This window comes from Edaphocola flava (genome assembly GCF_004118155.1).
Lineage (GTDB): Bacteria > Bacteroidota > Bacteroidia > Chitinophagales > Chitinophagaceae > Edaphocola > Edaphocola flava.
The window spans coordinates 318,360-343,640 of record NZ_SAIQ01000004.1 but is presented as its reverse complement, the minus strand read 5'-3'; the positions used below and the strand labels follow the sequence as shown (position 1 = coordinate 343,640).

Here is a 25,281-nt window from a genome sequence, read left to right as displayed (position 1 = left end):
CTTTTCATTGAATATAGTTATCAATTTATTTCTCTTCCTTCTTAAAGGATAAGAGTATCCTCTAAAAATACTAAAAGCAAGCCGAAGTCTGCTTTTGTATTGAGAATATTGATTGAAGATCAATGTAGTATTTGAATTTGATGACTAATTTAAAAATATCAAATTAGCAATATTATCATCAACTATTGATCAGATAAAGATAAGTTGTTCAAGTATTCTTTTGATGAAGGTATAGGATTACTGCCAAATGTATATTGAACCTTCTGTTTTGCCCTTTCATAATTACCTTCGTAAGACTTTAGTAGATAATAAGTAGCTATTTTTTCATGAATACCATTTTTATTCTTAGAGTACATAACAGCTGATGCATCAAAGCAAGCTCTATTATAATTATAAATATCGGCCATCATTAATGAGTAGTAGTAAAACTCTCTTGGTAGACCGGCAGCTGTATACATTTCATGTAGTTTCTTATAGGCAATCGTACCACCAAAGTTAATAATTCTCTGTGCCAACGAGTCTTTTAATGCATAATTTTGAAAGAAAAAGATCGAGCCATCTCCAACGGAAGAAACAGAGTTGCTGTCACTATATCCAATTGTAGCTTTGGGGCCATTATTATTCTTGCAAGAAAGGAAAACATTGAGTATAATTACTCCAAATAAATATTTCTTATTCATAATTTTTTATTTAGGATTCCATGGTAATTTTATTTGCCCTAATTGTTTTCCATTACGATATAGGATTAATACTCCATCATTCAAATTCCTATATTGCTCACCACTGACTCCATTAATAGATGGATTTCCATTATTATCTGTTCTATACATCACAAATCCTCTGGCACCCATATAAATTCCATTATTATGAAGTAAAGATAATCCTTGAGCCATTAATTCTGATTGGCATACTAACAAACACAATATAAAAGGATCGTTTTTTTCAATTGCCTTCTTATAAGCACGGTTTTTACTTGCTAGTAAAAAATCAAAGGCCTTTACGTCTCTTGGATCATCTGTACAAAAATCCTCGAACCCTTCGCCACTACCATCCTGAGCAAATCCTGGTAAGTTACCATCCTGTTACAAAAAAGATATTGTCCCCTACTTCTAATCGGAATACTATTGCTGTACCTATTGTAAACATCATTTTTAGATTTGAATAGGTTAATTGTTTCGCTAGGATCAGTGTACCAAGCTTTAGCTCCTCGAGAATTCATATATGCCAATCCTTTGTATGTTTGGCTCATATTGTAATCAAACTCTTCTTTTTGTAGTCCCATAAAGGCCACTTGAGCACAAATGCCCGTGTAAATAGAAATTGAGTAATTCCCTATAACAAGCCCTTCAACAGCAACTCCTAAACTTTGCTATAGGAAATAATCTTTAATCCGATATTCGGCCATAATCCGCTGCCCAGCCATGTCCTGCATTACTGTTCTCTCACCAAAGTTCAAATAACGCGCCATGAAATTGGGCATAGTAGGAAACCTCATTAGCATTTCCATTGCATAATCCGGAGGAGTACCACCATTATGAGCTTCACCCTTTACATATAATCCCAGCGGATCTGTTAAGGTAGATGGATTACAAGCCATAGCATGATAAGGGCTTAAACCCTGCGGCATCTGCCATAGGATCTATGCCCATAAAACGACCCAGTTGCGGATCGTACTGACGGTTATGGAAGTCCATCCAGTTTAAGCCCACATCTTCACGGTATTCATTATCCAAAAGTACAACAAGCAAGCCGAAGCCTGCTTGTTGTGAAAAAAATGCTGATTGAGAATTAATCGAAATTTTAATTAAAATGCTGCCATTTAAAAATGTCAAATCTGAAATATTCTCAATTTGTTACCTTGAGAAATATTTGCTATAGGAAGATTCCTTGGACCAGCATATAATATCAACACCAGACTGCCACCAAATATAATTACTATAATCATAGTTGTTAATAATGGATGTAATTGTTGATTACGATAATGCAAAAATTTATCATTCTTAAATGAAAGCAAATAATTCACTATACCGACAAAGCCTAATATTGCATACATTTCCCATTTGCCAAAGTAGTATGGTGTGTTAAAAAGCAAAAAACAAATACTATCAACACCATAAAATAGTAATGTAAACAAAAATAAAGTGAACATAAATGTAGCAAATTTGGGGATGTCCGATCGAGCTACATCTCTCAGAAAGAAGAATATCGTGCAACAAAAACGTTTGTAAAAAATCATAATACTGTTATTTTTTATCAGGTTCTCCCCACATGTAATTTTATGTCAACGAATAGGCAATACTTATTACTGCACCCCAAGGCCCTATAAAACCAACAGCGCTCATAACTAAATTGACAGCTAAATGTGCACCTGAAATTTCCCCGTTACTATATTTATTGATATCACTTGCTGCACCAACAACAGCAGAAGCAATTCCAAAAACTTGTAAACCAGTTCCAATGTTTTTAATTACATTTCTCGGAATTTCAACTCTTACTCCCCCTGGAATATGAACATTTACAGGACGAGTTTTTAAATATGGATTATTCCTTAATAAAGAACCTTGATTAAAGCTCTTTATCATATCATTTGCGTCAGATGCTTTTAACGCTTTACCTAAGCTGTATTCTATACCAGATAATGGCATACCAGTAGGTTTCATCCAATCATCCATTTTTGTGGCAAACTCTTCTCCCCAGCTAATATCCGACTTAACTGAAACTTCAGATAATTCTTGCGAACTCTGCGTAACTTCTGTTCCAACTACTCCCATTACAGTCGCATAGGCCGGAAGATATCCAGGTGATGGTGTATTTGAGCAAGGATAAGATTGCCTCCGTTCCGCCTGAAATCTTGCAAACATTACCTGAGCCTGGCCGCCATAGTATCTTGCGCCTTCACCGCCAACAGTAGCTAGATATGCATTTATATTAGTTTCAATTAAACGCTGAAGCTGCTGATTTTCCAACATTTTATTGCCCGAATATTCACCGTAATCATAAATTCCTTTCATGAAATTCGGCATCGTCGGGAACATTCTTAATATTTCCATATTAACATCTGATGGAGTTTCGCCAGAATATGCTTTTCCTAACAAATTACAAAGACATATTCGTAAGCCGTATCGCTATTATCAATGGTACCATCATTATCAAAATTATCAACAAAATATTCTTTACCGTAAACGGATTCTTGCCCTCATACTTCGAAAGTATTTCATTGGCTTTCTTACGGTAATAAAAAAACCAAACTAAAAAAAACAGCAATATAACAAATGGGAACATTAAATACTTTCTCTGTCCATAACTTAACCCAGTACCCCATTCGAGAGGATTAGTATGAGTTGCATATCTATAAATTGAATAAATTAAAAATGAATGGATAAGCCCTGCTATTACAGCTGGTGCTGCTGGTACAAGAGTGGAATCATCTTTATCCTTCCATTCATAAAATTTATAAAAAAACCAAAAAACAAAGTTATACATAGTTAATCGAATAGATTTTCTGTTATTGATTTACCAGTTACTCCGGTAGTAATTAAATCAGCTGTTAGCCACACCAAACCAATACTCCAACCGACGGGACCTGCCCCCAACAATAGTGTTTGAGCACTACCTATGATTACATCTGCTGTATGGTGATTTTTCCAACCATTTGTTGCACCATCAAGTACTGTTAAACCAACGCTTCCCCAACCTAATATCTTTCCTGTTCTCGAACTCATCTTCGCAACCCTTGCTATGTCATCGGTATAGGTGGCACTTCGTATAATCATTTTCGTTCCCATTTCTATGGTAGAAGGTACTACACTTGTTGCTCCTACCACGGTGTTTGCGGTACTCCACCCAGACGGGTCGCCTCCCCCACTTGATTGTTGTCCAGAATAACCGCTAGAGTATTTTGTGAATCCTCCTCCCCAACTTATATCAAACTTAACAGCCACTTCAGATAATTCTTGAGAACTCTGCGTAATTTCAATACCTACTCCTCCCATTGCAGTCCCATCTGCAGGAAGATATCCAGATGATGGTGTATTTGAGCAAGGATAAGATTGCCTCCGTTCCGCCTGAAATCTTGCAAACATTACCTGAGCCTGGCCGCCATAGTATCTTGCGCCTTCACCACCAACAGTAGCTAGATATGCATCTATATTAGTTTCAATCAATCGCTGAAGCTGCTGATTTTCCAACATTTTATTGCCCGAATATTCACCGTAATCATAAATTCCTTTCATGAAATTCGGCATAGTTGGGTACCTCATTAAGATTTCCATATTAACATCAGGACGGCCTCCTACATAACCACTATATTTGGGTTCCAGCCCTAACGGATCTATCATGATTGACGGATTACAAGCCATAGCATGATACGGACTTAATACCTGCTGCCCAGCAGCATCGGCCATTGGATCAATACCCATAAAACGACCTAATTGCGGATCATACTGGCGGTTATGAAAGTCCATCCAATTCAGGCCTATGTCTTCAAGATACTAATTGTTCAAAATTACCAAAAGCAAGCCGAAGCCTGCTTTTGGTAGGGGAATGTTAATTTAGTATATATAAATGATTTGTTAATTGCCTTAATTCAGTCTTAGTTTTTCTGAAATCATTAATCTATTAAATGTAATATCTAATTCTTCTTTGGTTAAAGGACCTATTAAGCTGTCATTATCAAATTTAATAATCCAATAATTAGTATCATGACTGAATATATTCTTATAATAATTATCATTAATTAAAATACTATCTGCAATTTCATTCCTTATACTAATATCTTTTGATGTATTTTGGTGGCTAGCACCTTTTGATATAAAAATATTATATAATATACTGTCTTTTGTAATAGTAGATTTCTTATGTTGTGTTGCCATGTGATAATAATTACTATCCTTTAAGTACTGAGAATATATTTTAAAATAATTATACAAATCAAAGCCAATTATACTTTTTAAATTGTGTGGGTTTCCAGGTATCTGCTCGGCAACTAGAAAATCCCCGTCGTATTGATATTGAGTAATTGATGGGTATATAGTTGCTCTATTGTTTTTTGCATTTAATGGCTTTAAAAATGATCCTAGTCCATTGTCTTCAATAGAATACTTGCCTTGTACATCTATATTATTGAGATCATTACAGGAATAAATAATAAATAAAATAAAAATTAAAATGTACTTCATATTTAGTTTTAGAAATAAATAATTTCAAATTACTACTACCAGTTTCCGGGAGATTTGAATCTTTCATATTCCCAGTATTCCGGAAGGTTAGGTGCTGTTGGTCTAGCAATTCCTCGAAAATGAATCATAAAATCTGTGCCAGCACCATCAATTAGGCCACCAATCCAAGTATTTAAATTCCTTATTACTTGAGTTCCCTTCCATGGGTGTCCGTATTCTACTCCTATATTACTAAATGTATGCAAGTTTGGTTCTAATTCAAACCCTCCCATCTTAGCTCTATAGGTTGCAGTTACACCCCCGATAATTCTTGCTTCATAAAAGCCTCCGTTTCCAAAGAAAAAATTCCCAAACAAAAATAAAGAATATGATTTACCATCTTCATATTTCGACAAGTCAATTTCACCGATATTCAATTTTGAAGCATCTATCTCAATGGGTGCTCCATTACCTCTAAGTCGCCAGTTTCGTAATTCCTCAATATCCAAAATATTATCTTTATCCAGACCCCACGCTGTTTTCTCTGGGGCCTTATTTTCATTCCCTGCTCTTTCAGCAGGATCCATACCATCTTGTGAATAATTTATCTTCCCTCCTTTAGAAACATCGTATTTTACACCTGCAGTTAATCCAGCAGTTTCAGCAATAGCATCTTGCCATACCATTTCTAATATTGCATTATATCTTTTCGCAATCATAGCATCATGAGCAGCCATATCGCTATAAAATCCTGCTAATACCTCTTCCATTTTCTGGTCTGCAGAATAGAATACACTTCCATACATCATGTCAAGAATCTTTGATAGTGGTGTGCATAATAAAACATAATACAATGGCACCGCAGCCAAACCTGGTTTTCTTGAATACATACCCTCATGAGCTGGTCCGGTTGCAAATAATCCCAAAGGATCGGTCATTGTCGATGGATTACAAGCCATAGCATGGTAAGGGCTTAAACCCTGCTGCCCTGCGGCATCTGCCATAGGGTCAATACCCATAAATCTGCCTAGTTGCGGATCATATTGCCTGTTATGGAAGTCCATCCAATTCAGGCCTATATCTTCACGGTATTATTAATCTAAAAGTACAAAAGCAGACCGAAGCCTGCTTTATGCCGAATAAACAATACTAAAAGAAAGTTATTGATTTTTTAAATACCCCGATTGAATAGCCCAATTTTTATAAAATTCAACATTTAGAGTATCAAATGTTGAGTTCATTGGGTTTGGAGGATCTAACTTGGAAATTCTCTTCAGCGCCTCCATTTTAACCTGATACACGTTCTGCCCATATAATTCCGCCCTATGAGATATTTTTCTGTCATTATATATTGTATTAAGAACAAACTGCACTCCGAATGTGTCAGTTGCATTGAGCTTGGCGACACCTCTCATTACACTATCAGAGTTCCGAGAGGATAGAAAATTGTAAATTTCTTTGGGATTTTGCTCTTGACAAGATACAAATAATATTATTACTATAATCCATGTTATATAATGTTTCATATTAGTTTAATATTTTTAAGGTTCAACATAATAATTAGGGACTTGAATACACCTCACATTTTGAAAGGTGTTTTGATTTTGTCTTTGTTGAAGTATTGTATTTAATTGCTGGGGCTCCATCCTTAACCCAGAATAATATCCTTCACTAGTACAACTGGGATTTGACGGAAGTATTGGAATTCCAACTTTTAATAAAGATTGTACTGCAAAACTAGTGCAATTAATTCCTACAACAGAATAGTTTGGTGGATTTTCTACAGTTTGTTTCATTATTTGCAACAAAACAGATACCATTGCTTTATGAATTTTAACGTCGTATACAGTTATAAAGTCATCATGATATTCACTAATAAATTCTTTTCGTGTTTTATGTATCTTTAACTGACCTTTAGAGTTATAAATATTTGTGGTTGGATAAAATCCATAGACAATTCCTCTAATTTGTAATGCTGTATGGCCTAAATCCGCTTTGGTGTCTTCACTTTCAACTTCCCAGATCATTAGTTGTATATTCTCATAATTTGAGTTATTGTTCACAGAGGCGCTTAACAAAGCACTTAGGAGTGTAGATGTATTTAATAGAGGATTTGTTGTTGAATTATTCGCATTATTTTTCTCTGCTTGAATAAATAACGAAAATACCATTTGGGCATCTGTACCATAGAATGCAACACCCTCACTAGTAGTGTTCTTAAGAGCCATTCTTTTCCTTGCATTTTCTAACCATGCCTCTCTCTCAGCCATATCTTTTTGAGCTGTTCTTTCTCCAAAATCCAAATAACGCGCCATGAAATTCGGCATCGTTGGGAACCTCATTAGCATTTCCATTGCATAATCTGGAGGAGTACCACCATTATGAGCTTCACCCTTTACATATAATCCCAGCGGATCGGTTAAGGTAGATGGATTACAAGCCATCGCATGATAAGGACTTAAGGCTTGTTGTCCAGCAGCATCTGCCATAGGATCTATACCCATAAAACGACCCAGTTGCGGATCGTACTGACGGTTATGGAAGTCCATCCAGTTCAGGCCTATATCTTCGCGGTATTCATTGCCCTGGTAACGGTTTTTGTTAGGTAACATTCCGGAAGAAGTACTACCCATACCAACAATCGGTAAACCATAAGGGTAATAGTGCTTTTCCTCCAGCAATATACCTGGCTGCAAAGTTAAAGCAAGATTGTCAAAATAAGTAGGCTCGGCGCTTTGGGTGCTGATATAAGTGGCTACGTAACCATTCTGCGGTGCATCCATCGTTTCTGTAGCATCTGTACCGATGCGGCTCCAGTTGCCTGCCCCATCGGCCTGCCAGATACGGCTGTACTCCGGTACCAATTGCATCTGCTCATCGAAGAAGAGGTAACTCAGATAGGCTTTGGGTTTGTTAGGGTCCGTCGCTGAAGCCTGTAGCGCATTATAGGCCTGCTGCAGGCTGCTACTGTTCAGCATTTGTGCGGCCCAGTCGCTGGCTATGGTTCCTTCAGTGCCACTCAGCTGTCCGGCGGCTTGTGCCAGGCTATTCACTACTTGTTCAAAGCTGCTGCCACTTACATTGCTGCTGTTTGTTTCGGTACTTTCATAATAGTTATCGGCATTCAGGCTCAGCTTATCGCCCGCCATTACTTTTAAGAGTAAAGTGGTCCCTACATTAGGCGTACTGGTATTGCCCGTAGTCAGCAAGGCTGCTTTGCTGTCGCTGCTGCTGGTACTTTCCGGCTTATCTTCGCTCAATACCGCTACCTGGTCAAAGGTTTGCTCTTCCTGGTTCAGATTGCTGGTCTCATAAGTAGCATTATAGGTCTGTTGCTGTGCGGCAAGATTCCCGATCCCTCCCGAACCTATAGCATCTGCTACTACACTGCGTACATTGCCCAGGTGATCTTTTACAAAATACTGCTCCTGTGGTACAGATTTAGTCATGTCGGTACGGCCCACTGGTGTACTGATTGATTGCAGGGTATCATTCTTATACAAGGCAGTACCGATATAGTTCATACGGGGGCCATTGTTATAATTGATATATTCCTGCAGCTTATTACCCGCTGCATCGTAACTGTAATACAGGCGTCCCGAAGGGTTGAAGGTAATAAAGGATGGTTTATTGAAATAGGTATACGTAATATTGGAACTGATAATACCCTTGGTGCTATCGCGTGCAATATTACCCCCTTCATCGTAATTATACCCGCTACCATAACTTGGGTTATTCACAAAATCGCCGCGGTTAAAAATGGCCGTAATCGCATCCGTTACCTTTCTTAATTTATTGCTGTTGGCATTGTACGTATAGGTCAGGTTATCTACGGTAGTCGGGTACACCATCTGGTTGGCCGCCACTACAGCCATGCGTTTCAGGCTCAGGATATTGCCACCCTGGTCATAAGTAACCGTCTCACTGTAATCCTGGCTGCTGTTGCTCCAGCTTGTCGGTATTACATAACCGGCATTGCTGCGGCTATAAGCACCGCTGAGCATACGGCCTGCAGGATCATATATATAACCGTAGCTATGGGCACCCATATTACCGGCAGCGGATCCTCTCCAGATCATACCGGCCGCCAGCCCGTCATAGCGCAGGCTATCATAGCCATAGTCATAGCGGAGGGCCTCCCCAAAGGTGATGGACTGTCCGCCATTACTACCCGTAAGGGCAAAGTTTTCATTGATCCCCTGCAGCTCACCACGGATGTTATAGCTGAAGTTCTGGGTTTCGGCATTCGTACCATAAGTGGTACTGGCTACACGACCCAGGGCATCATAAGTGTTGCTGCTCATCACCTGCCAGGCAATATTATTGACCTTATGTTCACTAAGGCTCAGCTCGCCCGTTTGCGCATCATAGGTATTGCGGTACCATTCACGGAAAGCAGGTCCGCTGCCATTTAAGTATTGGTGCCCATGCGCGGTAACCAGTACCTGTCCGGTATAGCTGTACTGTATCGCAGCAGTGTCCTTGCCTCCTTTGGCATGTTGAGACACGGTATAGATCGGTCTGCGCTCTTTATCATAGAAGGTCTTGCTGTAGGTCCAGTCCTGCAGCATGGTAACAGAAGGGCTAGCGTTTGCTTTGATTACTTTTATACTGCTATAGGTCTGCAGGCCATAGGTGCTGCCGCCAGTGTAAAATAACTCTGCGTTAGTTGCACTGCTCAGGTAGGGTTCGATAATAGGAGTACTGAAGTTCTCGGGCGACAATGCATGTGTAGCATCATAATTGTCATAGTAGTTCAGGCTCTGTATATCCAGCCCGGTCACCGTACCCGGATAAGTATACCTTCCGGTTCCCCACAGGTAATAATTGATCGTACCCGTGGTGCTACCGTTACTTTCGCTATTCGCAGCAGTCTGCCAGCTGTCCCGGCTCTCGGTATTGGTGAGGATAGCGGTAGCGATCACACGACCCGGACGGTCATAGAAGATTACTTCCCATAAAGTTTTAGCCTTTTCGACCGGGTTACGGCGCATGATCACCTGCCCTTCTTTATTATACACCAGTTCAGTATAGCCATTCTCGCCGGGTTTGTGTACGGAATGCTGGCGGCCTTTGGCATCGTAGAAATAACTAAAGCATAATTCATTCACCACAGCCGTACTCACCACGCCTGATGCGGCTTCCAGGGCCTCTACGGCCTTGGGTGGTAATACATAGCGCAGGCGGCCCATCTCGTCATACACATAATAGGTGCGGGCATAGGTCTTAGGGCTATTGCTGATCAGGCTGGCCTCATACACTGGTTTACCTTCACGGTCTTCCAGCACCAGTTTCTCTCCTCCCTGTGCGGTGGTGATCAGGCTACCCTTCAGGGCGTTAGCGGCATAATAGCCATTGGCCTGTGGTACGCCGCTACCAATATCCCAGATGCGGATGCCCGCCTGTGGCAGCCCCGACCCGGTATTGGCATCGTTAAAGACGAGGGTGGTTTTGGTACCCCTACCCTGTCCAATACGGCTGCGGCCCGGCGCATAAGTGGTACTACTGTGTTCGGTACTGCTGGAGGTATTGCGGACCATAGAGGCTGATAGGCCAGCAGTGCTTACCTCGGTACCACCTTCTGAAGGATACAGGGTGCCATTGTGGTATTGAGTAGACCTGTAGATCGGATTGATGTCATAACCTGCAGATGAAGGATATGGCTGGAAGCTGTAGCCATCGGGCAGATTACGAATATCACTGGGCTGTATGATAAAGCTGTTATTACCCCTGCGGACGCCCACCTGCACTGGGTTGCCTTGTCCGCTCAGGGCTGTGGCGGTCATAGCCGCCTTATCGGCAGTAGTGCTGTAGGTAAACTGTGCAGAGGTAGTATCGCGGTATTTGGGGACCAGTACCGTCAGGGTCTGAATGCCCCAGGGTGTGGTGGATGCCGGGATAGGTACTGTTTGGGTTACACTACCGGCTACTGTTTGTTGTGTCGTATTGGGCGTATTGGTCTGCCCGTACGCCAGCCCGCCGCAAAGCAAGGCCAGCACCGGTATTATAGACCGGTATATATAGGAAAGTCTATTTGACATATAATATATTTTAACGGATTGTACTCCGAAAGGTGATGGATTTTAGTTGATTACACTATACTCATTTTTGCTGAGGATATTACCTTCCTGATCACGGGTCAGCAACAGTCGGCCTAGTTTATCATATTCAAAATAGGTAATGCGACCCAGGGCATCAGTAGCCGATCCGGCACCGAACAAAGGTTCATAATACCAGCTCTGCATGGCTGCCTCTACCGGGTGTATACGGATGTCTTCTATGCCCACATTGGTACTGGTATGGAAACCGATCTTCTGTCCGGCAGCAGATGGACTAAAGAAAGCTTCATACTGCTTAAAGCGGCCCACTGTAGCAATATGCTTCAACGTGAACTGTATTCCATTTTCAATACCGAAAGAAGGGGTCACATTATCCGTAGCCCAGAACGTAGCACGGTATTCCTTACCGGTGCTCAGGCTTGTGGTATACAGGTCTTTCTGACTGGTAGCGGTCAATACATATAATCCTTTACCAGACATCGGCTTTACGCCTGGCACTCCCAATGAAGGTGCATTAGGATTACTGATACCGGAACCCGGAAAAATAATATTGCCCTGGGTAAACGTAATATTCCCCTGTACATTCTGGTCAAAATCGGCATAAGCCACATCAGTCTTGCGGGCATTCCCGATCTCTACAATTTTTTTATCATTGGTCTGATCAAAGAAAATGGTTTTGTATTGTTTGCTATTATGAATATAGGTCTCTGTAACATTACCCCTGCTATCGAATGCCTGAACAGTAGTCACCGGCGCTACATTTGCAGGAAGCGCGGCAGTATTGGTATAAGTAAATCCAACGTTGGTATAAGGAGGGAGAACCGGCATGGTACTAAGACCCGTGTAGGTGTTATAACCTACAGGATCCACCGTCTCCAGGTTAAATACTCCCTTAGTTACCGGTACATCACCATTCAGTCCCATGGTGTACATAGAAGCAGCTAATAGTTTGGCATTTTGCCATTGCTGCAAGAAAGTGCCTGTACCCATTTTCCACTGTTCTGTACCTATTAGCATTTCCATGCTTTTATTTCTGAGCTGCGTCAAATCAACGCTTTGGTTAACAGTTGTATCAGGAAGATCATAGTTATAAATATTCACTTGCTGCAGCACATCACCACGACTGTTATTGACCAGGCTTGATTTCAGGTTGTAACGACTGTCATAAGTATATAATACTGAATCGGACATATAACGGGTATCGGAGGCATATTTATTGGTAATGACTTTCTTTGGAAGACTTTGACCCCGGTAAGGCTTATACGGATCCAGGATCACATCAAAATCAGCCAGCCATTGGATAGTCCCCTCATTTGCATCAGACCATAACCAACCACTTGCCTTGGGCTCTACAGTACGTTTCGCTTCATTTAAACCAGCGGTTACAGAACTGGTTGTGTCCAGGATGGATTCATATTCTGTAATTGTTTCAGAGATTAATAATGATTTGTTGTCATAATGTCTCACAGCCAAAGGCAAGCCAATCTCCCAGTCCTTGATGCGTTGTTTCTGTGTATAGGGCTTATCAATAGCAAGGGCTCCACCACCAGTCACCAGGATTTTAGGTGCTGCATTGCCATCTTTAAAATTGGAAAATTCATATTCTGTCCGGGACAGTAATTGTCCGTACTGGTTAGTCTGAGCCGCAAATACACCTGTGTAACCATGATTAGAACCATAATAAAGGTTCATCGGACTTACGAATGTTTCATACCAGTTACGGATGGTACTAAAAAGGACAGGGTTGTCCGGATCACTCTTGCCGTAACCAACATTACGTACGGTCGATTCATCTCTGGTAAATCCTTTGGGCAGAAAGCGCTGGCCAACCCAATAGGTAAACCTGGTTTTGGCATATACAGTAGTATCATTGAGGTCTGTGGTCTCAATAGATTCGATGCGCACCCCGTCATTGGCATCCGTGCCGGCCAGGTCCAGATCTGCGGCCATCAGGACAGAGTTTACATCTGTTAGCTGGTGGGCACCATAGGTAAATGTAACCTTTCCTCCGGTACCGCTGGAAATTGATTTCAGCAGGCCATATTGTGCATAAGTCGCATCGTGGGTTTTATTGGCGTCTGGATAAACAGAATGTGCTGCCACCCCCATATTCTGGCCATTAAAGTAACCAAAGAAGTCAAGACCGCCACCAAAGCGCCGCTGAATCAGATCATTATATCCAAAGGTATATAAGGGTTGCGACAAGGTGCCATCGACCGATACCTGGCGGATGCCCTTTAATTTCAAACTGTACCGATCCCGTTCATCACCCACATTAGTAAAGACTTCCTGTGCGGAAGATTTTCCGCTTGGATTGTGAAAGTAAGCATGGTCAAATACATAGCGCATACTGTTTACCCTCTCCTTGACCACCACCTCACTCAACTTAGGAAACGTATTGTCAGGATTGGAGGAATATGGTGAAGAGGGAGTGAATTCCATGCGTGAATTTTCATATACCAGCTCAACACGAGTACCGTTTGGATAGCTGATTGCACTGACCAAATCAAAATCGCTTTTGTTAAAATAAGGTGCAATGTCTATAGTAGAATTGTATACCTGATTGGTAAACCTCTTCTTTACCCAGGAAGAGTCCTGTGCGATATAATTCGGAATCTGAAAACGGGTATAGGTATAGCGTACCATCCTGCTGGCATCATAACGAACAGAATCAAGATTCCAGTTGGTCACAAAAGGTATCTTATATCCTGCAAAATATTCCGGCTGGTCGTTAGGCATGGCCATGAAAGCCGATTCACTGTAATAGTAAGCCGTTACTACATTTTCCTTTTTGACACCGGGGCCGAAATAATAGGTTACATTGTTCTTCTTATCCAGAATGGAAATAGGTGTACCTTGATTATAGCTATAAGGCACTGTACTACTCTGGTCGCTAGCCAGGCGGTAGGCACCATCGCGGAAGAAGCGGATTTCATAATCGGAAAAACTGTTGGTAAAAATACCCCCATTCTCTCCGATATAAAAGGTAAACCTCATATTACCGGCAGATACATAGTATTCATCACTTTCCGTATCGCGGAATATTTTAGTATCGGCCCTTTCTGCGGGTGTTTCCTTGGCCACCTGCAAACGACCTTTATACAAGTACACCGCTGCAACTGCTGGAATTCCATGTATAGGGTCCAAAGCGTATTGTATACTGGTATCTACCGGGAAGTTACAGTCATCTGGCCATCCTTTGATTACCCTGCTGATACTCCCACCTGCATTCAGGTTCCAGTGCAGACCGGCCGGGCCGGCCAGCTCGCGCACAGGAACACCTTTGGTGTTGTAGGATAGGGAGATACCCATACCATACTGTTCATAAATGGGGATGTTGACATTGACGGTTCCGTCAAAGAGATTGGGACTATAGAGCTTGCCCACATCCTGGGCGGTACTCATCCCGGCAGACATCATAAAGAGGCCTGCCAGCATTAATGGTTTTGTGTGCTTCATACTACAAAAAAATTAGGTGAAATATTATTTGTGATCTTTATAATTTATAGCCCAGCCGGATGATCCAGGGGCTGTTGATGCCTGTTTTATCGTTGAGGAAGTTATAGCCGATCAGGAAGGTGCCCTGCTGATTGCGGTTAATGCGATAGGTCTTCATCAATCCTATATAAACTGCATCCTGTAATAATCCCATAGCCGTGCGTACATTGGAGGCATTGCCATAACGTTCCTGCAACTGTACATAAGGCCTGTTCAGGGGTTTGAGGCTCTTCTCATAACCACCCTGCAGGCTGATGCCCCAGATCAGTTGTCCGTCCAGGAACACTCTTCCGGCCAGGCCTTCATAACTTAATCTCAGGTGCTGCCAGTCGCGGCCCAGTCCCAGGCTGGCATCCAGTCCTATACCGATGCTGATGTGTGGGCTATGGCGATAAGCGGCATTCAACCCGGCCTGTACCATAACAGGCTTTTGCCCGTTAGGGGATGCTCTTTGTGTTTGCAGGTTGTACTGGTATTCCCAGCGCTGCCAGAATGGTATGCCCCGCATCGGGTTCTTCAGATCATCCATAGGATTGCGGAGGCCATTCTTTGCCTGATTGATTTTATCTTTGGTATCTTTTATGGTATTTTTAGCCTCTTGCAGACTTTGCGCAGCCTGTTTCAATTTGGCTGCTTGTTTCTCCAGTCCCAGTTGTTTGCTATAGTCCTGCACCTGCTGTGCGGCCTGTTGCTGTACCTGTTGTAGCTGATTGCCAAACTGCTGTTCCAATGCCGCATTGACTGAGGATTTGGTCTGGTAGCCCATTTGCTTCAGGTCCTGCTCACTCAGGTTTGCGGAAGACATGCCCGGTAGTGAGGAGCGGGACAGCATCTCATTAAATCCTTCTATACCCTGCAGCAGATCAAGGGCTTTCTCTTCTGCGGCATCAGGGTCCTGTACAATTTTCTTCCAGTACCCAGCCTGTTGTGTACCGTAACCGAATGTCCTGTTGAGTTTGCCCAGTTTCGATGCGAATGGAGACCCTGCCAGTAAGCGGTTGAGTGCATCACTGCGCTTTTTGACCTGGTTCTTCAGATAGTCCTGTGCATTCAGCTGACTGTTGAGCTGGCCCATACCGGGTACGGATAAACCTGTGCCACCAGGTATTTTTTGCTGTATAAAGGATTGTATTTTCTTCAGACTGTCCAATGCTTTGACCGGTTGCATTCCGGCCAGTTTGTTCAGTAAAGCCGTATCCATTGCTGTTTTGCGCAGGCTGTCAAAATTGGCTGCATTTAGTTTCTCATACTGTGCATATAAGGTACTGTCGCTGCGTTGCAATTTGGCGGCCAGACGAAACTCCTGTCGCTGCAGTTTACGCAGCATGCGTTGTTGTGCGCGTGAAGCTTTCTGCTGGTATTGCAGGTGATGGCGGTATTGCTTCTGGATATACACCTCTGCGGCATGCACGATCTCTGTACTATCTTCAATGGCAGATGCCTCCTGTGCCCGGGCACAGATCCATGCCGGGAGTATACACAATAGCAATAATAAAAACGACTTGAACATAGCGAATTTAAGTATAGCAAAGGGGCTTTAGAGGGTGCGCAAAAGTATTATTATTTTTGGTAAATTCTCTACTAGTTATGCACGAATGTGAAAAAATGTTATTAATAATCAATGAAATATTTTTTAATAAAATATTTCCCATTTTTGTAAAAAACAGAAAATGAGGGATAGAATCTTTTACTGTATTGCATTTCAGCACACTCCATAATCACTATGAAGTGATAGTTTGATATACTGTTTCATAAATCAGTTAAATATCTGATCATGATATGATAAAGTTTAATTCACATCAGGTACAGAGATATGATAATCATCATTAAGTGAAAAGGAGCAGCCTATTTTTAAGTCAATTATAGAATTTTGGATAGTCCGGATCGCCCGGGCCGGCATTATACATCCGGCGTTAATAAAATCATTGGCTCGGTCTATAAGTTGCAAACCACTGTCTGAGTGCAGCGAGTTTGCGTTTGCGACTGACCGACACATTGATTTTTAGCCAGGGATGTATACAGCCTTGATTTTTTGTTTCTTTTGTATCAAGACAAAAGAAAGGCAAAACACAAAGAGATCTAGCGTAAAATGAAAATGTCTGTTTTATCTGAATGCTTAAAACATAATAGATTCGTATCCTAAACAATAATAAACAAAGCTACCAGCGCTTACCCAAACTCATACCGACAAAGAATGAAGCCTGCCAGAAGGTGTTCTTCTGTTGCAGCAACACGGGTATCGCTTTGGTGTAACAGGCTAGTTGTGCGCCTATCTGGAATTGCTGCACAAAGCCAGACGGCCTGTCGGGACTGAATATTACGGAGGGACTTATATATATACCGGGTATACACCTTAATTCATTCAAACCTTTACTCCACTTATCCGCGCCCAATATTCGGTTACGGCTCAGGAACAGATCCTGATTGTCTGCTGTATAGGCTTCTGAACTGGCATAGGCATGTTGTTGGGCATCGTATCGCAGCAGATTAAGGTATACGGGCTTCAGCAGGGCAAGTGAAATCCCTGCTTCCAGGCTGGCTTTCAGGCTTATATTGCCTTGCAGGATAGACGGGACGATTGTCCATTCACGACCATAACCCAGTTGTGCGGTATAGACTTTATATTGCTTGCCAAATATATACGGCCGGTAGGCTGTCAGTCCGCGGTAAGCGGTATCCTGTCTTTGCTGCCGTACTTCCTTTTCATGGCGGATCTCTGCGATCTGCAGGCGGATGAAGCTTTCATCCTTAGGCTTTTTGTTGAAATGATAGTGTACCTGTCCGCTCCAGCCTGTGGTATGTAAGCGTCCGCCAACATATACAGCATGCCTGTAATTGCTGTCTGTACCCCATGTTTTCAACTGCTTTAAACGGGTTGTCGCTTTTTGTTGCTGAACTTTCGCCTTTTCCTGTACCTTAGATTTCTGGGTATTGACCGATTGCCATACTTTATCTTGTGCGCTCATTTGCTGCAAAGATGCGAGCACCAGCAGACAAGACATGACGCAGCCCGGAAGACTTTTTGTAATGGCGGTGATAAAGAGGTACTTAAGCATTTTCATAACATCAGACAGGTGTGGTTTCCTGCATATATGCATAGAAAGCCTCACTTATTGCGCCGCAAGTTATCATATTTTGTGGTTACTTTGCCGGAATTTTGCCAGATCACCTGATCGATGAAAACTTTTTTCAATACTATATATACCTATACCGTCACGTGCTGCAGCCTGTTGCTGGCCTTATTTTCACATGGTACAACAAATGCACAACAATCTGTTCCGGCTCTGAACCAGCTGGTACCGGCATACCGTATGCCTTATCACGGGTGGCACTGGCAGGTATACAAAACACCGAATGCTCATATGTATTATCCTGCGGGTATGGATAGTGTATGCGCATTCACCCTGGCACATTACCTACAGGAGAAGGCGATTGTGGAAAAGAAAACCGGTATGTCGGTAAAAGGCACTCCGAGCCTGATTATTTATCCTGCTGTAAGCCAGGCTTATGCATCCCGCATTGGGAGCTGGGATGCGGGTACACAGGCTTTCCCCACAATAGCCCGGCAAGGCAATCGCATCATACTGGGTTTTAATGGCAGTTATACAGATTTTACAGCACAGCTGCGCATAGCCTTTGTACGCAATATGTGGCAGCAATCCTTTGGTTATATTAATGGTACGGACATACGCAGTACGGCCAATGAGCTGGACTGGCAATGGTTTAAGGAGGGGTGCATACAATATATGGCTACAGGGTTCTCTATGGCTGATAATGATGTATTATATCAATACTATCATCGTCAGGTCTTTCCAACCTGGTCTACCGTGATACAAACCACACCCGAGCAACAGCTCATTGCCGTAAAAGGATTCTGTTATTTTCTCGAACAGACGTATCGTAAAGATGCGGTAAAACAAATCCTGTTTCAGCTCCGGAAGAAAAAGACATTTGCCGTAGCCGTACGCCTGGTCTGCAAGCGCTCCTTCGCACAATTGCAGGACCTGTACATGGCATTTTTATACAGCCGTTACGGACAAGCGCAGCAGATTAATGATACTGCTGCCCCGGTATTATCATACGCAGATTCGCTGCTGGAGCATCATCAGGCTAAATTAATATGGACTAATGCAGATACTTCTTCTGCACTATGGATCAGGCAAGGTACTGAAAGCCGCAGTGTATGGATGCAGCAGGCGGGACAGAAACCGAAGAAATTATATACTTATTTACTACCCTCATGGATCAGTAATCATAACTGGGATACCTATCCTCTGGTACAGGTAAGTGCGAGACGCATCTATATCATTGCCCCGGAAAAAGGAAGTATGCAGGTATTGGAATACAGCAGTTCCGGTGCGAAACTTAAGCGCAGCGCATTACCCCGCGGTATAGATGGCATCAGTAGTTTTGAAGCGGTGAGTGAACGGGAGTGGCTGATGACGGCCTATACTAAAGGCCGAAGTGATGTGATCCGTTTCCTGCCGGGTAGTATGAAAGTAATCCCGGTGACCAATGATCTTGCAGATAATATACTGCTTAATACAGATAAATCAACAGGTACAATCCGCTACTACAGCGGTTATCCTGATCTGATCAAGCTAAAAAAGAATAGCCGTATAAAAGATAGTATTGTTGCAGATACCATAAAAGGAAAGACTTATGGCTGGTATAGTAATGCTATGGAAGGTAAAGCAGAACAGTTGCTGATCAGCGACAGCTCTGTATTTGAACAAGAATTGCAGGCCGCATTATCTGCAACAGATACTTCATTGTCGCAACACCGGAAAACCTGGTTACTGGCGTATCACAAGCAGAAAAAGACAGACGACAGTATTGCCACACTGGAAGCAAAGTATACATCACAGGGCGGAAATTCTTTCCTGCAGCAGGTTTTGGGCAGTAATAAGGATACCGGCATACAAAAAGATTATACCATTTTTGATCCTAAACAAGTACAGTCCTATCGGCTGCAACTGCATAGCCTCTGGTTCCAGGCGGCGATCAATAATGATTATTTTATTAATCGTCTGCAACCTTATCAGGGCTATCTTGGCACGTATAAGTATCCGGAGATCGGTGGCATGTTCAGCAGTGGGTACAGCGATATCTTTGAGCAGCATCAGTTCAGTATAGGCTATAAATTACCGGCTGGTACAGAAGGCAGTGATTTCTTTGTGCGCTATCATAATAAACAAAAACGACTGGACTGGTATGCACTATATTTCCGCAAGGTAGAAAGCCTGAAACCTGATCCCCGACAGGCATGGGTAGATGCACAGGGTATTCCCTACCCGGCTGCGGCTAAAGTAAAGACGTATTATTATGAATTGGGTTTTAATTATCCGTTCACCTATCATAGTGCAGTAAGTGCTACGATTGCTTATCGTAAAGGCCGTACGGTATTCCTGGCTACGGATCCGTACAGCCTGCCTTATCCGGCATTGCAGGAGCAATGGAACATGAATACAGTAGCCCTGAATCACAACCACCTGAAACCAACAGTACACAATAATGCTTTCTACAGCGGCTTTCGCAATAAATTATTATTGGATGTAATGATGCAGATCGGCAGTAAAAATCCGGCATTTACTTATGGCATCAGTAATCAGTTTGAATGGCATCAACCATTACATAAAGCCATTAACTGGGTTACGCAACTGAAAGCCGGTTACAGTGGTGGCGGGGAACATATCCTGTACACATTCGGCGGTGTAGATCATAATGTAAATGGTAAAGTAGACTCTTCTGTATTATTCAACCAGCAGGCACCCTATGTATTCCAGAGCCTGGTGACGCAATTACGTGGCTTTAAACAGAACAGCCTGTATGGTAATGTTTATGGTTTGCTGAATACTGATGTATATGTACAGATTTTCGATGGCTTGTTTGATTATAAAACACCCTATTCTTTCGTAAACCGACTACAATTAGGAGCCTTTGCAGATGTAGCCTGGGCCAGGGAAACCTGGAAGCCGGATGCGCTATGGCAACAACGGCATAGTTTCGGTATCAGTGCCAAAACCATACTGGCAGGCTATCCTATCAGGCTCGACCTGGCTTTTCCGTATAACTTCAGTCAGTCACCGATGTTGCATTTTTCATTAAGGTTGTGATAAAACCACTACCCTTACACGCTTTCCGGAAACGGTGTGTATAAGATACATTCCCGGTGCTGCACCAGTCAGGTTTACCTTTGAGCCCGACTGTGCCCAGTTGATATTGCGTCCTTGCAGGTCCTTTATATAAGACACTTTTTCTCCCTCAGGAAGATTAATGATACCCTGAGAGGGATTCGGGAACACAGTTATATCAGGTTGGCTTAGTTCTTTTATAGTCATCGGATTGCCCAGTTCCGTCTCGCTGCACATACTGTAATGCTGCTCCATATATCGCTGTTTAGCCGGAATCATATACTGGTTTAGTGCATTCGGATAGCCGATTGATGGCCAGGGTACAGGTATATACCAGAATGCGGGCACGGTCTTGCGGTAGTAAGAGGTGTCATTAACTATTCCGGTACCGGAAGGCTGAACTGTACCCAGTATACTATTCCCATAGCTGAAATGCCCGGATCCCGGAATGCTGAAGTTGCCCATCAGTGACCCTGTATTGGTGGTCTCATTGCCAATGAACGCCTGCTCTGCAGTTTGCGGAGTACCAGTGGTAGCGATAATGCCATAGAGTTCCGAACGGTTACGGAGAAATACATTGTCTGGTCCCGATGGGCCCCAGTAATGATCTATGATTATATTCTGCACCACATTACCTTCAAATAAGTTGGCATAGGCATAATGTCCGTGGAGGGATATATCTCCGGAAAAATCCGGGATGGCCTCTGAGCGCCTGGGCTCAAGGCTGTAATTATAGGCCAGCACATTACCATTGGCGCCATACTTAACCATCATGGCATGGCGCAGTTTACGGAAGATGTTATTCTCTACCAGGCAGGAGCCGGAATGATTGTCCAACGTGACCCCGTAGCCACGGGTACCAGCGCCGTCAAAGGTAAATGCATCATGAAAATAATTGCCCTGTACCTGTATATGGCTACTCAGGCTGATCATGACATGCGATCCTACACTCTTATTACTTTCTATGCCCCGCAAGAAGCCATATGCCGCCTGTTCGAACAGGAAATTATACCCTGCCCCGCTGGCCGGTTCATCAATGCGCTCTATATAGAAGCAGGAAAATCCATTGCCCTGCTTTAGGCTGATGGGGCGTATCTGGGGATGCAGCGCGGTATCGTAGGTAATGCGTAATGGGTGACGGAGGTATACCTGGTTATTCCGGACGGAATCGATCAGCAATAGCTGGCCAACGCTATAAGTCGCCCAGGTGGCAGGCACTACATCCCAGCTGCCGTTATCTTCTCTTATTTCGGCAAATGTCCCTGCTCTGAATCCGCTGGTATCACTGACCTGCAGCATGGAACTGCCTTCGGTATATCCCTGGATCACATCCCGTAAATTGCCCCTTCCGCTGCCCAACACTTCGAAGCAATTGGAAGGACTGCCCCCAAGGTCAAAATAAAACCGGGTATCATTTGCGCCTGCACCACGGATAATGATGCCTGCCGGTAGTTGCTGTGTGCTGTTGAATCTGTATTTGCCTGCGGGAAAATGTACGATTCCTCCAGTATTACCCAGGGCTTGTATAGCCTGCGATAATGCAGTTGAGTTATCTGCACTGGAATCATTCCAACCTCCGTAATTGAGAATAGATATTACGGGCATTGATGGATTGACCACAGGTATGTCTGAAACGGCCTGCCAGTTATGGCGTTGATGTGCAGGCAATATTTGTGCACTCAGGTAAGCGGGACAAAAGAGCAGCAGCAGGGTCAGGCATCTGGGCCATCCATTCAAATGTAGCATACGCAAATTTAATTGGATTTAAGCTGAAAATGAAGTCCTTATATGCCATATTAAAAGAATATGCACGTTGAGGTTTGTAATTGGTGTAAGTGTTTCGAGGACTTCAACAAAACAAAAGAGGAAGACGTGTGTACCTCTTCCTCTTGCTATTAATCATTATAATAATCTTTCCTGTTCTCTCATCCAGCGTTCTGGTATTTCCTGCTGTGCTGCGGTCTCATAATCTTTCTGCGAACAAGGCATGTAAGACTGATCCGGCATCTGCATCCACCATCTGCCGGTAATGCGGCTCTTAAGAAATGCGGTATCATACTCCGCAAACGGTACATTATATACCAGGAACTGATCGTTCTGCGCAGGCTCTGCTTCTGAAATACGGATGCGGTACCCATCTATAAAATACCAGAGCATCTGTGCAATCAGTTTGGCTCCCTGACGCGCTTCATCATCTTCCGGATTATAACCATAAATACCTACCGAACACATTTTCTTGCTCATACCGGCATAACGCATCAGCTGGCACAATTCATCGCCGAAAAATCCATTAGGGGAAGCATCCGGCAGAAAAGGCGCATCACAACGACGCAGTGCATTCATATCTACGCTGAGCAGGCTGCAATTACGCAGTACAGGCTCCATTTCTTCCATATCACTACGTACGGTACCTAACCGGTAAAAATCGAAACGCAGCTTGTCCAGAGTCTCCAGCATACGCGGATTTACGTAATAACTCTGGAAGCCTATATGGCTGTAGTTGCGAATATAATTAGGATGGCTGGTCAGCATATCCATCAGGAAGCTTCTGTCGCTGAGGGCTTCTTCATCTTCCAGATCTATAAGGCTGTCGATCACCGCGGCATCAATTGTCTCCTGTGGTTGTTTGAACGCTTCGTATTGCTGTAACGTCAGGTCCTGCGTACCACCCAACAGGATCACGATCTTTCCGGCTTTGTGCAGCTCTTCCAGGATAATGCGTAATGCTGCTTTGGTATCGGTAATAGCGGCACCCTCTATAATATTGCCCAGATCGGCAATCTGTATATTAGGATACCAGTTGTATAAGGCATAAAATGCTTCTCTGATGGCATTCGGGGCATCAGAGTACACATCCGTACCCTGCCCTCCACGGCGCTCACCACAGCCCAGCAGGATAATGTCTGCTGCATCAAGGTCTATACCACCTGTTCTCAGGGCCTTGATAGAACGGGCCAGCTGCAGGGAATCATAGTCTCTCGGATGAATCAGGTCCTGGAAATGTAAATGGCTCAGGAATGCATCAAAATCAAGCATATCAATGGTTTATTTGGCGGCGAAGTTAGTACTTTGGATTGATTTGTTATTGTTCGAAAATACATTAATTTTGTCGCGCATTTAAACAATATTAATCTAAGGAAATAATAATACTATGGGACGCATATTTGAGGTACGTAAATCGAAAATGTTTGCACGTTACGACAGAATGGCAAAGCAATTTACCCGTATTGGTAAAGAGATTGCAATTGCTGTAAAAGCCGGTGGTCCTGAACCGGATACCAATCCTGCTTTACGTCGTGTAATGCAGAATGCCAAATCGATCAATATGCCTAAAGAGCGTATCGAAGGTGCAATCAAAAATGCACTGGGTAAAGATACCAGCACATTTGATGAAGTACTGTATGAAGGTTATGGCCCGCATGGTATAGCTATCCTGGTAGAAACCGCTACAGATAATACAACCCGTACCGTTGCCAATGTGCGCACACACTTCAATAAAGGTGGTGGTAGCCTGGGTAACAGTGGTTCGGTAGGTTTCCTGTTCAATCACCTGGGTGTATTCAAATTAAATCCGGAAGGTTTAAGCATGGAAGACATGGAACTGGAACTGATCGATGCCGGCCTGGAAGAATTAGGAGAAGACAGTGAGGGTAATATCGTGATCCGTTGCGCTTTTTCTGACTTCGGTAATATGCAGAAAGCACTGGAGGAAAGAAACATGACGCCAATCAGCGCAGAGCTGGAGTGGATTCCGTTGAATACTACTGAAGTTACGGAAGAGCAAAGCGATGATATCTTTAAACTGATTGAGCGCCTGGAGCAGGATGATGACGTACAGCGCGTATTCCATAACATGGCTTAATATTCAGATAAAAATTATAATACAAACCCTTTGGATAACAGCCCAAAGGGTTTTCTTTTCCTCCAGTTTATGTTTACACACGAGACTAAAATAAGAGTACGCTACGGAGAGACCGACCAGATGGGTTACCTGTATTACGGGTACTATGCATTATATTATGAACAAGGCCGTGGCGATGCTATGCGCAGCCTTGGGTTTACCTATAAAGAACTGGAAGAACAGGGCACGATTATGCCAGTCGTTTCTATGCAATCTGAATACCTGCGTCCTGCTTATTATGATGATCTTATCACCGTAAAAACAATCCTTAAAGAATTGCCGGACAGCTATTTTGTAACCTTTCATTCTGAATTATACAATGAGGCCGGTAAGCTGATCAATAAAGGTTCCGTAACCCTGGCTTTCTTTGACCCGGTGACCCGCAAAAAAACTAAGTTACCAGAAGTATTAAAGGAAAGATTAGCACCATTTTTCAATATAGATGAGCAGGTGTAACCAGGAATAAAAACTAAAATTGGCTTTTCTTTTAGGCTGTAATTAAGTAACTTCACTGTCCTCTATAATTCATTGAC

The 25,281-nt window shown here is 42.9% G+C and carries 18 protein-coding genes; 3 read left to right on the top strand and 15 right to left on the bottom strand.

Features of this window, described 5'->3' with window-relative positions; all coding sequences use genetic code 11:
* Positions 1 to 182: 182 nt before the first annotated feature.
* The 13 genes from EMP01_RS13700 to EMP01_RS13645 all read right to left on the bottom strand — a co-directional run bounded on the left by EMP01_RS13700 (position 183) and on the right by EMP01_RS13645 (position 17,775).
* The gene (locus tag EMP01_RS13700; RefSeq protein ID WP_129022116.1) at positions 183 to 680 is read right to left on the bottom strand and encodes a hypothetical protein; all 498 of its coding nucleotides are present in this window, start codon (positions 678 to 680) and stop codon (positions 183 to 185) included.
* Positions 681 to 686: 6 nt separating this feature from the next.
* Positions 687 to 893, bottom strand: coding sequence for a hypothetical protein (locus tag EMP01_RS13695; protein ID WP_129022115.1), 207 nt, complete (start codon positions 891 to 893; stop codon positions 687 to 689).
* Positions 894 to 1,586: 693 nt separating this feature from the next.
* On the bottom strand, positions 1,587 to 1,748 hold the full coding sequence (locus tag EMP01_RS15555; protein ID WP_161971339.1) for a hypothetical protein: 162 nt from the start codon (positions 1,746 to 1,748) through the stop codon (positions 1,587 to 1,589).
* Between the two features lie 80 nt (positions 1,749 to 1,828).
* A complete protein-coding gene (locus EMP01_RS13690) occupies positions 1,829 to 2,149 on the bottom strand; it encodes a hypothetical protein (protein WP_129022114.1) in 321 nt (106 codons plus the stop codon).
* Positions 2,150 to 2,276: 127 nt separating this feature from the next.
* Entirely contained in the window at positions 2,277 to 3,095 is an 819-nt protein-coding gene (locus EMP01_RS13685; protein WP_129022113.1) for a hypothetical protein, read from the bottom strand.
* Positions 3,096 to 3,485: 390 nt separating this feature from the next.
* Entirely contained in the window at positions 3,486 to 4,463 is a 978-nt protein-coding gene (locus tag EMP01_RS13680) for an RHS repeat-associated core domain-containing protein (protein ID WP_129022112.1), read from the bottom strand.
* A gap of 117 nt (positions 4,464 to 4,580) precedes the next feature.
* Positions 4,581 to 5,177: a hypothetical protein gene (locus tag EMP01_RS13675; RefSeq protein ID WP_129022111.1), complete on the bottom strand. Its 597-nt coding sequence runs from the start codon at positions 5,175 to 5,177 to the stop codon at positions 4,581 to 4,583.
* Positions 5,178 to 5,212: 35 nt separating this feature from the next.
* Positions 5,213 to 6,220, bottom strand: a complete 1,008-nt coding sequence (locus tag EMP01_RS13670; protein ID WP_129022110.1) for an RHS repeat-associated core domain-containing protein — start codon at positions 6,218 to 6,220, stop codon at positions 5,213 to 5,215.
* Positions 6,221 to 6,316: 96 nt separating this feature from the next.
* Positions 6,317 to 6,682: a hypothetical protein gene (locus EMP01_RS13665; RefSeq protein ID WP_129022109.1), complete on the bottom strand. Its 366-nt coding sequence runs from the start codon at positions 6,680 to 6,682 to the stop codon at positions 6,317 to 6,319.
* Positions 6,683 to 6,697: 15 nt separating this feature from the next.
* Positions 6,698 to 11,197 carry an RHS repeat protein gene (locus EMP01_RS13660; protein ID WP_129022108.1) on the bottom strand — a complete coding sequence of 1,500 codons (4,500 nt, stop codon included), beginning with the start codon at positions 11,195 to 11,197 and terminating at the stop codon, positions 6,698 to 6,700.
* Between the two features lie 42 nt (positions 11,198 to 11,239).
* Complete coding sequence (locus EMP01_RS13655; RefSeq protein ID WP_129022107.1) at positions 11,240 to 14,674, bottom strand: hypothetical protein; 3,435 nt, start codon at positions 14,672 to 14,674, stop codon at positions 11,240 to 11,242.
* Positions 14,675 to 14,711: 37 nt separating this feature from the next.
* The gene (locus EMP01_RS13650; protein ID WP_129022106.1) at positions 14,712 to 16,223 is read right to left on the bottom strand and encodes a hypothetical protein; all 1,512 of its coding nucleotides are present in this window, start codon (positions 16,221 to 16,223) and stop codon (positions 14,712 to 14,714) included.
* Positions 16,224 to 16,872: 649 nt separating this feature from the next.
* Positions 16,873 to 17,775, bottom strand: coding sequence for a hypothetical protein (locus EMP01_RS13645; RefSeq protein WP_129022105.1), 903 nt, complete (start codon positions 17,773 to 17,775; stop codon positions 16,873 to 16,875).
* A gap of 114 nt (positions 17,776 to 17,889) precedes the next feature.
* On the opposite strand from EMP01_RS13645, the gene EMP01_RS13640 reads away from it, so the two are divergent.
* Positions 17,890 to 20,829, top strand: a complete 2,940-nt coding sequence (locus tag EMP01_RS13640; protein WP_129022104.1) for a BamA/TamA family outer membrane protein — start codon at positions 17,890 to 17,892, stop codon at positions 20,827 to 20,829.
* On the opposite strand, the gene EMP01_RS13635 is transcribed toward EMP01_RS13640, so the two are convergent.
* Positions 20,818 to 22,593: a glycosyl hydrolase family 28-related protein gene (locus EMP01_RS13635; RefSeq protein WP_129022103.1), complete on the bottom strand. Its 1,776-nt coding sequence runs from the start codon at positions 22,591 to 22,593 to the stop codon at positions 20,818 to 20,820. The two genes, EMP01_RS13640 and EMP01_RS13635, sit on opposite strands and share 12 nt — an antisense overlap.
* Positions 22,594 to 22,749: 156 nt before the next feature.
* The gene (locus EMP01_RS13630; RefSeq protein WP_129022102.1) at positions 22,750 to 23,883 is read right to left on the bottom strand and encodes a formimidoylglutamase; all 1,134 of its coding nucleotides are present in this window, start codon (positions 23,881 to 23,883) and stop codon (positions 22,750 to 22,752) included.
* A 115-nt stretch (positions 23,884 to 23,998) separates the two neighbouring features.
* On the opposite strand from EMP01_RS13630, the gene EMP01_RS13625 reads away from it, so the two are divergent.
* On the top strand, positions 23,999 to 24,709 hold the full coding sequence (locus tag EMP01_RS13625; RefSeq protein ID WP_129022101.1) for a YebC/PmpR family DNA-binding transcriptional regulator: 711 nt from the start codon (positions 23,999 to 24,001) through the stop codon (positions 24,707 to 24,709).
* 69 nt (positions 24,710 to 24,778) lie between these two features.
* On the top strand, positions 24,779 to 25,204 hold the full coding sequence (locus tag EMP01_RS13620; RefSeq protein WP_129022100.1) for an acyl-CoA thioesterase: 426 nt from the start codon (positions 24,779 to 24,781) through the stop codon (positions 25,202 to 25,204).
* Positions 25,205 to 25,281 lie beyond the last annotated feature (77 nt).